This is a genomic window from Streptomyces sp. XM83C (assembly GCF_023072675.1).
GTDB lineage: Bacteria > Actinomycetota > Actinomycetes > Streptomycetales > Streptomycetaceae > Streptomyces > Streptomyces thermocoprophilus.
This window is the reverse complement of the sequence record NZ_JALLGL010000232.1, coordinates 1-9,768: the sequence shown is the minus strand read 5'-3', so window position 1 is coordinate 9,768 and position 9,768 is coordinate 1. Positions and strand designations below refer to the sequence as shown.

General features: G+C 78.1%; 5 protein-coding genes. 4 read left to right on the top strand and 1 reads right to left on the bottom strand.

Features of this window, described 5'->3' with window-relative positions; genetic code table 11:
* Nucleotides 1-1,478, top strand: a 1,478-nt coding sequence (locus MTQ10_RS22520) for an FHA domain-containing protein (RefSeq protein WP_374117668.1), incomplete at its 5' end; no start/stop codon positions are given.
* 35 nt (nucleotides 1,479-1,513) lie between these two features.
* Here MTQ10_RS22520 and MTQ10_RS22515 read toward each other — a convergent pair.
* Nucleotides 1,514-2,503, bottom strand: coding sequence for a methyltransferase domain-containing protein (locus MTQ10_RS22515; RefSeq protein WP_247471519.1), 990 nt, complete (start codon nucleotides 2,501-2,503; stop codon nucleotides 1,514-1,516).
* A gap of 109 nt (nucleotides 2,504-2,612) precedes the next feature.
* Between MTQ10_RS22515 and MTQ10_RS22510 the strand changes: the two genes are divergently transcribed.
* From MTQ10_RS22510 to MTQ10_RS22500, 3 genes are all read left to right on the top strand, one after another.
* On the top strand, nucleotides 2,613-3,026 hold the full coding sequence (locus MTQ10_RS22510; protein ID WP_247471516.1) for a globin: 414 nt from the start codon (nucleotides 2,613-2,615) through the stop codon (nucleotides 3,024-3,026).
* Nucleotides 3,027-3,443: 417 nt separating this feature from the next.
* A complete protein-coding gene (locus MTQ10_RS22505) occupies nucleotides 3,444-6,773 on the top strand; it encodes an FtsX-like permease family protein (RefSeq protein WP_247471513.1) in 3,330 nt (1,109 codons plus the stop codon).
* 222 nt (nucleotides 6,774-6,995) lie between these two features.
* Nucleotides 6,996-9,768: FtsX-like permease family protein (locus tag MTQ10_RS22500; RefSeq protein ID WP_247471511.1), on the top strand; the 2,773-nt coding region annotated here is incomplete at its 3' end.

Genomic DNA, 9,768 nt, shown 5'->3' with positions numbered 1-9,768 from the left:
GCTTCCCGCCGCCCGCGCCGGGCGCCGGAGCGGGCCGCCCGGGCGGCGCGCAGCCCGAACCGGAGCTGTGCCCGCAGTGCCGTACGCCCCGTGAGGGCGGTGCGCCCTTCTGCGAGGAGTGCCGGTGGAACTTCCTCACCAACACGGCGACCACGTACACCCCGGCCGCGCCGCGCCCGTCGGCGACGGCGCCCGGTCCGGGCGCGGGTCCGGGTCCGCGCTTCCCGCAGGCGCCGGGTCCGCAGGGGCCCGGTCCGCAGGGCGGTCCTTCGTACGGCGGTGACGCCTTCGACTACCAGCAGTCGCGGCCGAGCCAGGTCAACCGGCCGGCCGAGCCGATCCCGCCGAACCCGTTCGGCGGGGAGCCGTCGGGTCCCGGTGGCCCAGGTGGTCCGGGTCAGGGTCACCCCGGCGGTGGTCCCGGCCCGTTCGGCGGTCCGGGCGGTCCCGGTGGCCCTGGTGGTCCGGGGGCTCCCGGCGGTCCGGGTGCGTTCCCGGGTGCCGGCGGGCCCGGCGGTCCTGGTGGTCCTGGCGGCCCCGGCCCGTACGGCGGGCCCGGCGGCCCCGCCACGTCCGGTGGTCCCGGCCCCTACGGCGGCCCCGGTGGGCCGGGCGGCCCGGGTGGTCCGGGCGGTCAGGGCGGTGCCCCGTCGTTCGGTGGCGACCCGTCACGGCCCGTTCCCCCGCCGCCCGGTCCGACGCCGCCCGCCGGTCCGGGGGCTACCTCGGGCGCGCCTCAGGCGTTCCACCAGCCGGCCGGGCCGAACGGCCCCGCGGGTCCGGGTGGTCCCGGCGGTCCCGGTGGGCCGGGCGGTCCTGGTGGCCCGAACGGCCCGTCGTTCGGTGGCGGTCAGGACGACTGGGTGATCAGCCCGCCGTCGAACACCCCCGGCGGACCGGGCGGCCACGGCGGTCCCGGTGCGCCCGGTGGCCCCGGTGGCCCCGGTGCGCCCGGTGGCCCCGGTGCGCCCGGTGGCCCCGGTGCGCCCGGTGGTTACGGCTACCCGCAGCCCGGTGCCACGCAGGCGCCGCCCGCTCCGCACCCCGGGTTCCCGCAACAGCAGCAGGGCCCTGTCACGTGGACGGCGACGATCGGCCCCGACCGCGAGTACTTCATGGCGATGATGCAGCGCTCCGGGCCCGAGGCCGCGGGCCTGAACCTGCCCGCGTACTCGCCGGAGCAGCAGCGGCAGCTGACCGGCAACCAGGTGACCATCGGCCGCCGCCGGCACTCCACCGGTGAGACGCCCGACATCGACCTGTCGGTGCCGCCGGAGGACCCGGGCGTCTCGCATCAGCACGCGGTGCTGGTGCAGCAGCCGGACGGCAGCTGGGCGGTCGTCGACCAGAACTCGACGAACGGCACCACGGTCAACGGCTCCGATGAGCCGATCCAGCCGTTCGTGCCGGTGCCGTTGCAGGACGGCGACCGGGTGCACGTCGGCGCCTGGACGACGATCACCATTCGGCGCGGCTGAGCACGGCGGGCGGCGGCCCCGCGGTCGCCGCCCCGCTACCCCTCCTCCGGCAGGGGCCACACGTACGGCCCCTCCGGGTCGTCCAGCCACGCCCACCCGCGCCCGTCGGCGACGGTCAGGCCGTACCGCTCGCGCGGCGGCATGCCCTCGCGTTCCCACAGGGCGTGCGCCTCCTCCGGGTCGAGGCTGCCGCGGGTCAGCGCCAGCAGAAAACGGAACCGGTCGCTGTCGCGGGCCCGGCGCGGCAGTCCCGCCAGATGCGGGGGCTCCCGTTCGGGCCCGTGCCCGCCGCGCAGCGGCACGAAGTACGCGGGCGTCGCCAGGAACCGTCCCTCCGCGTGGGCGGCGTCGCGTACCGTCAGCGCCGCCAGGCCGGTGGCGAACGGCGTCAGGATCCGGCCGCCGGGCCGGCACTGGCCGAGCCAGGCGGGCGGCACGCTGTGCAGGGTGCAGGTGGCGATGATCCGGTCGTACGGGGCGTGCTCGGGCACGCCGCGCGCCCCGTCGCCGGTGACGACGACCGGACGGAACCCGGCGGCTTCGAGATGCCGGCGGGCGGCCTCGGTGATCTCCGGGTCGAGATCGACGGTGGTGACCTTGTCGTCGCCGAGCCGGTACGCCAGCAGAGCCGCGTTGTAGCCGGTGCCGGCGCCGATCTCCAGGACCCGGTGCCCGTCCTCGACGTCCAGCGCGGCGAGCATCAGCGCCATGAGGGACGGCTGGCTGCTGGAGGACAGCAGCTCGCCGTCACGGATACGGGTGGCCAGCGGGGTGTCCTCGTAGGCGCCACGCACCCAGCGTTCGCGGGCGGCGGGGTCGGGGTGACCGCCCCAGCGGCGCTCGTACCCGGCGGTGCCGGTGACGTAGTAGTACGGCACGAACAGGTGGCGCGGGACCTCGGCGAACGCCGCCCGCCATGCCGGGTCGGCGGCGAAGGCGCCGCTCGCCTCGATCTCGCGGACCAGCTCGGCGCGCGCCTCGGCGGCGACGCGGTCCAGCTCCTGCCCGGCGGTGTCCGCAGCCATGCCTCCACTGTGCGGCCCGGCGGCTGTCCGGTCGACCGCGCCCGCGGGGGCGCGGGGCGGCTCGTCCAGGGACCTAAGCCGGAAGTCCTCCGTCTCCGCGTCTGAGAGCATGGGGGGCGTGAATGAGATTCGGCGCGGCACGCTTCAGGAGCAGACCTTCTACGAGCAGGTCGGCGGGGAGGAGACCTTCCGCCGACTCGTCCACCGTTTCTACCAGGGCGTCGCCGAGGACCCGCTCCTGCGGCCGATGTACCCGGAGGAGGACCTGGGCCCCGCCGAGGAGCGGCTGGCGCTGTTCCTCATGCAGTACTGGGGCGGCCCCACCACCTACAGCGAGCGTCGCGGCCACCCGCGGCTGCGGATGCGCCACGCCCCGTTCCGGGTCGACCAGGCCGCCCACGACGCGTGGCTGAAGCACATGCGGGTCGCGGTCGACGAGCTGGGGCTGCCCGAGGAGCACGAGCAGACGCTGTGGAAGTACCTGACGTACGCGGCGGCGTCGATGGTGAACACCGCGGGCTGACCCGGACTCCGCCGTCCGCCCCGGCTCCGGCGCCCCCTCCGCCCGTTCCCCGGCCACGCACGGGCTCCGGCTCCGGCTCCGGCTCCGGCTCCGGCTCCGGCTCCGGCTCCGGCTCCGGCTCCGGCTCCGGCTCCGGCTCCACGGTGTGCCGGAATCCGGTCATCCGACCCCGGAATCCGATCACGATCCGGTCAAGGCCGGTCCACGACCGCTTACCTCCGCCCCTCGTCCTCTGACACCATCGCCCCCAGGTCTGGACAGGCAGACCCACGGGGGACGTACCGAAGACGTACCGGGGTCGTACGCACACCGTGCCGCGGACTCGGGCCCCGGCGTACCGGGGAACGCAACGGACGGTGCGTGGACGGCGTACGCGCGTCGTAGGGGTCTCGTGCGGGGACGACGGCTGGGGGCCGTGTGACGGGGTTCGGGGGACTGGCGCGTCTCGTCGTGCTGCGGGCGCGGGCGCACCGCCTGCTGCTGGCCGCCGCGTTCCTCACCGTCCTGCTGACGACGGTCGTCCTCGCCACGCTCACCGCGTTCACGGGCGCGATCGGCGACGCGGCCCTGCGGCACGCGCTGGCCGACCCGCGCAACGCCGGCGACACCGCGCTGATCGTCAAGGCGGACGTGACGGCCGAGCAGCGCGCCGCCGCCGACCGTGCCGTACGCAGTGAGGCCCGCAGGACGTTCGACGGGCTGCCGGTGACCGTGCGGACGCTGCTGCGGTCCGGGCCGTACGCGCTGCCGGGCACTCCCCCGTCCGGTGACCCCGACCTCACCCACTTCGCGGCCCTCGACCCCGGCCAGGTGCGGATCGTGTCGGGCCGCGCGCCGCGCCCCGCCGCGCCCGGCACGGCCGAGGTGGAGGTGGCACTGCACCGGGTGGCCGCCGAGCAGCTGCACCTCGCGGCCGGGGCGCGGGTGACCCTTGTCGACCGGCTGGGCGGTCAGCCCGTGCGCGTGATGATCACCGGTGTGTACCGTCCCGCGGACACCTCCGCCCCGTACTGGCGGCTGGACGATCTCGCCGGGCGCGGGGTGAAGCAGTCCGGTTTCACGACGTACGGCCCGCTCCTCGCGGCCCCGGCGACGCTGACCGGTGGCCGGGTGAGCGCGGGCCAGTCCGGGTGGCTGGCCTCGGCGGACTTCTCCACGCTGACCACCGGCCGCCTCGACGCGCTGCGGGAGACGTCCCTCACCGGCGGGGCGCCGCTGCGGGGGCTGCCCGCACTGAGCGGTACGACGGCCGCGTCGACGAGCCTGCCGGACGTACTGGACCGTGTCGAACGGTCCCTGCTGGTCGCCCGCTCCACACTGCTGATCGTGGCGTTGCAGCTGGTGCTGCTCGCGGCGTGCGCGCTGCTGCTGGTGGCGCGGCTGCTGACCGCCGAGCGCGCCGCGGAGACCCGGCTGCTGCGGGCCCGCGGAGCGTCCCGGGCGCGGATCGCGGGCCTGGCAGCGCTCGAGGCGCTGCTGCTCGCCGCACCGGCCGTGCTGTGCGCGCCGCTGCTCGCCGGGCCGCTGACCCGGCTGCTGGCGGGGCGGGGCACCCTCGACCGGATCGGGCTGCGTCCGCAGGTGCCGGCGCTGGGCGGGGCGGGTGTGTGGCTGGTCGCGGTGGCGACGGCGCTGGGCTGCGCGCTCGCGGTGACGGTGCCGGTGCTGACCCGCAGCGGGTGGCGTGCCGGGCGGGCCCGCCCGCTGCCGGCGGCGGTGCGGGCCGGGGCGGACGTCGCCCTGCTGGCGGTGGCGGGGGTGGCGTACTGGCAGCTCGACAGCCGCGGCGCCGTCGGCGCCGACAGCGGCGGCGATCTCGGTGTGGACCCGGTGCTGGTGGCCGCGCCGGCGCTGGCGCTGCTCGCGGGCACGGTGGTGACGCTGCGTCTGCTGCCGCTGGTGGCGCGGCTCGCGGAGCGCCGGGCGGCGGGCGGGCGCGGGCTGACGTCGGCGCTGGCGGGCTGGCAGTTCAGCCGCCGCCCGGCACGGCAGGCCGGTCCGTTGCTGCTGCTGGTGCCGGCGGTCGCGCTGGGCATGCTCGCCGTCGCGCAGGGCGCCTCCTGGGACCGCTCGCAGGAGGACCAGGCGGACTTCCGCGCCGGGACGGCCGTACGGGTCACGTCCGCCGGGCAGGGCGGCCCGGCCCGCACCGAGCGGCTCGCGGCCGTACCGCACGTGGACGCGGTGGCGCCCGTGGCGCGTACGACGCTGCCGCTGTCCGGCAACCGGGAGGCGACCGCGCTCGCCGTGGACACCGCGGGCGCCGCCGACGCGCTGCTGATGCGCCCCGACCTCGCCGACGGGCCGGTACGACCGCTCGTGTCCGGGCTCGCCCCGAGGGGCGCCGCGGTGGGGGCCGCCGTACCCGCCGGGACCGTGTCGCTGCGGCTCACCGCCACCCTGCGCGGGCCGGGCGGCGCCTCGCCGGCCGCGGCGGATGTGACGCTGACGGTGCAGGACCGCTGGGGTGTGCCGTACGACCTGCCCGCGGGCCGGCTCCCCGCCGACGGCCGCCCGCACACCCTCAGCCCGGCGATGCGGGGCCTGCACGGGCCGCTCACCGTGACCGGCGTGCAGCTGGTGCTGCCGCTGCCCGTCGGCCACGGCGAGCGGCACCGGTTCACCCTCGGCGCGCTCACCGCCGCCGGCCCCGACGGCACCACGCGCGCCCTGCCGCTGCCCGCCGCCTGGACGGCCGCCTCCCAGCTCGACAGCAACACCTCCGCCCCGGACGGCACGGGCGACCCGACCCGGGCCCGGCTGCTGTCCGCCGCGCCGCCGACGGTCGAGTACGGCACCGGCTTCCTGCCCGCCGACGACACGTGGGCCAGCGGCACGCTGACGGTCCGCCTGCACGCGGGGCGGGGCACGGGGGCCGACGCGACCGGCGTGTCCGGCGGGACCGACGAGACCGGCGAGTCCGGCGGGACCGATGGGGCCGCTGCCGTGACCGGCGTGGCCACGGACCGGTTCCTCGCCTCGGCGGGCGCTCACATCGGGCAGCGTGTGGACGCCACGTTCGGCGGGGAGACCGTGCCGGTACGCATCGTCGGCGCGGTCCGTGAACTGCCGACCACCGCGGGCGTCCCCGGCGTGCCCGCCGCCTCCGACTCGGGCGGTGCCCTGCTGGTGGACCTGCGGGCGGTCAACCGTTTCCTCCAGGAGAGATACGGCGCCGCCGTCACGCCGAGCGAGTGGTGGCTGCGCACCGCGGACCCGGCCGGGGTGGCGGCGGCCGTACGGGCCTGGCCGGACATGGAGGCCGGGCAGGTGCTGGTGCGCGACGAGCTGGCCCGGCAACTGCGCGACGACCCGTTCGGCGCGGGCCCGGAGACCGCGTTCACCGCGGCGGCCGGGGTGGCGGCGGCGCTCGCCGCGGTCGGGTTCGCCGTGAGCACCGCGGGCGCGCTGCGGGAACGCGACGCCGAACTCGCCGTGCTGCGCGCCCTGGGCGCACCGCGTCGCCGCCTCGCCCGCATGATCGCCGCCGAACACGGCCTGCTCGTCGCGCTCGCCCTCGCCGTCGGCGCCGCGCTCGGTGTACTGCTGACCCGGACGGTGATCCCGCTGATCGTGCTGACCTCGGAGGCGACCCGCCCGGTCCCCGACGTCCTGGTCGTCCTGCCCGCCGGCCGGGTGGTGGCCGTGCTCGCGGCGGTGGCCGCACTGCCGCTCGCCGTCACCGCCGTACTGTCCCGCCGCCAGGTGGACCCGGCACGGGCCCTGCGGGAACAGGGAGGCGAGTGACATGACGTCAGCCTCCGCACCCCAGAAGCCATTCGGGCACCGGACCCCCGCCCCCAGGAGCCACACGCACGCCGGAGCCCCCGTGCCCGGCCCCCTCACCGCGTACGCACCGACCCCGTCGCCGTACGGGCACACCACCGCGTACGCACCGACCCCATCGCCGTACGAGCACACCACCCCGGACCCCCGGCACGGCCACCGCACGACCGGGAGGGCACTGACATGACGCCACCCGACCGCACCCGTACCCCCGCCCGCCGCACCCGGCAGCCGCGCGGGCGCCGGGTGCCCGCGCCCTGGGTCCGGACGCGGCTGCGGGCCGCGCCGGGGGCGGCGTGGGCGCTGGCGCTGCTCGTCGCGGTGACCGCGTCTCTGGCCGCCGCGCTGCCGCGTGCCGTGGACCGGTACGAGGACACCGGTCTCGTGCACGCCGTCGCCCAGGCCCGCCCCGACCGTACGACCGTGCAGGTGTACGCCCCGCCCGCGAGTGCCGAGCCCGGCCAGGAGGAGGGGGCGGCGGAGCAGTCGATGCGGCCGGGCCCGCTCGCCGCGCAGTACCGGAGGATCCTCGGGCAGGTCCGCGCACCCCTCGTCGCCGACCCCGGCCAGTCCGCGTACGGCGTGCGCACCACCACCCCGCTCGCCGTGCCCGACCCGTGGCTGCCTCGGCCGGCCGGTCTGCCCGCCCGGATGATCGTCGCCGCGCAGCACGATCTGGCCGGGCACGTCGGCGCGACGACCGGCCGGCTGCCGCGCGCCCCGGCCACGGTCGGCGCGGACGTGCCCGAGGTGGAGGCCGCGGTCAGCGCGGAGACCGCGAAAGCGCTGCGGATCAGGCCGGGTTCGGTGCTGCATCTGCCGAGCCCGCGGCCGGCCGGGCAGCTCACCGTCCGCGTCACCGGCGTCGTCACCCCGCGCACCCCCACCGGGTCGTGGTGGTCCGCCCAGCCCGTGCTGCGCACCCCGTCGCTGACCCGCCAGGCGGGCGGCTCGCCGAGCGACGTGTACTGGGTGGGCGCGCTGCTCCTCGCGCCCGAGGCCGGCCCCGCGCTGCTGGGCCTGCCGGTGCCGAAGGAACGCCACTGGAGCATCGCCCCCGCGCCCGGCGCCCTGCACAGCACCGAGGTGGCGGGCCTGCGGTCGTCGGTGGCGTACCTGGAGAGCGGGCCGGGGCTGCGGAAGATCCGCGAGATCGCCGACTGGGACGCCGGTGTCGTCACCGAACTCGACCAGGTCCTCGCCTCCTACGACGACCTGCGTTCCGGCCTGCGCCCCCTCACGGCCGTCGCCGCGACCGGCGCGGGCACGGTCGCCGCGGTGGTCCTCGCGATGGCGGGCGGGCTCGCCGCCGACCGCCGCCGTACCGAACTCGCCCTGCTGCGGGCCCGCGGTGCCTCCCTGCGCGGCCTGACCGGGCGGCTGCTGGCGGAGACGGCGGTCGTCGCCGTGCCGGCGGGGGCGGCCGGCCTGGCCGTCGCGCTGCTCACCGTCCCCGACGGCCGGCTCGTGCCCGCGCTGGTCGCCGCCGGCGCGGTCACCGCGGGCGCCTGTGCCGCGCTGCCGCTGCGGGCGCTGGCCGCGCACCGTGCCGTCCGCGTGCACACGGGCCGGCAGGACATCACGGCCGTACGGCCCTCTCGGCGGCGTACCGTCGCCGAACTCACCCTGCTCGTCCTCGCCGTGGGCGCGGTCGTGGTGCTGCGCCGGCAGGGCGGCTCGGGCGGCGCGCTCGTCGCGGCGGCGCCGGTGCTGGTCGGGGTGATCGCCGCGCTGGTGCTGGTCCGGCTGTATCCGCTGCCGCTGCGGGGGCTCGCCCGGCCCGCCCGCCGGCTGCGCGGCGTCGTCGGCCCGCTCGCGCTGGCCCGCGCGGGACGCAGCTCCGCCTCCGCCGTACTGCCCCTGCTGGCGCTGCTCACGGCGCTCACGACGGCGGCGTTCGGCGGCTCGGTCCTCGCCGGGGTGGACGGCGCCCGCGACCGGGCGGCCCTGCTCGCCGTCGGCGCGGACGCCCGCGTCGAGGCGTCCGGCGGTGTGCTGCCCGCCGGAGCCGCGGACCGGGTACGGCACACGGGAGGCGTCCGGGACGTCACCGAGGTCAGCCTCGCCTACCAGGCGCAGCCGCTGGAGGGCAGCTCCCCGGTGACCGTGGCCGGCGTGGACCCCGCCCCCTACGCCGCGCTGGCCGCCCGCACCGGCAGCGGCGCCGTCGACGCCGACGCGCTGCGCCGGCCGCGGGACACCGGCGCCCCGCTGCCCGCGCTCGCCTCGCCGGCGGTCGCCGCCGCCTACGGCGAACGGCCGTTCCGCGTCCGGCTGGAGGACGGCAGCGAGACCACCGTCCGCATCACCGCCGTACAGGACAGCACCCCGGCCGTGCCGGGCGCCGAGTTCCTCGTCGTGGACCGCGCCGGGCTGAGCGGCGAGGCCGCCCGGCCGACGGCCCTGCTGATCACCGGCGACGGCCTCACCGCCGGGGCGCTGCGCCGGGCGACCGGGCCCGCGCCGGCGCTCGGTGTCCAACTGCGGGCCACGGAACGCGCCCGGTACGTCGACTCGCCGCTCCAGTCCGGCGTCGAGGACGTGTACGCCGCCGCGGTGGTCGCGGGCGCCGGGTACGCCGTCCTCGCCCTGCTGCTGTCGCTGCTGCGGGCCGCTCCCGAGCGGGCGGCGCTGCTCGCCCGGCTCCGCACGATGGGCCTCACCCGGCGTGAGTCGCGGCGCCTGCTGGTGCTGGAGTCGCTGCCGCAGTCCGTCCTCGCGGCGGCGGGCGGCACACTCACCGGATGGGCCACGATCCGGCTCCTGTCACCCGGCGTGGACCTCGCGACGATCGCCCTGGCCACGTCCCCCGCCTCGGCAGGCGCGGGCGCCGCCCTCGCCACCGACCCGTGGTCCCTCGCCCTCCCGGCGCTCGCGGTCGTCACGGTGACGGTGGCGGTGGCGGCGGTGCAGGCGTGGTGGGCGGCGCGCCGGGGGGCGGTACGGGAGCTGCGGG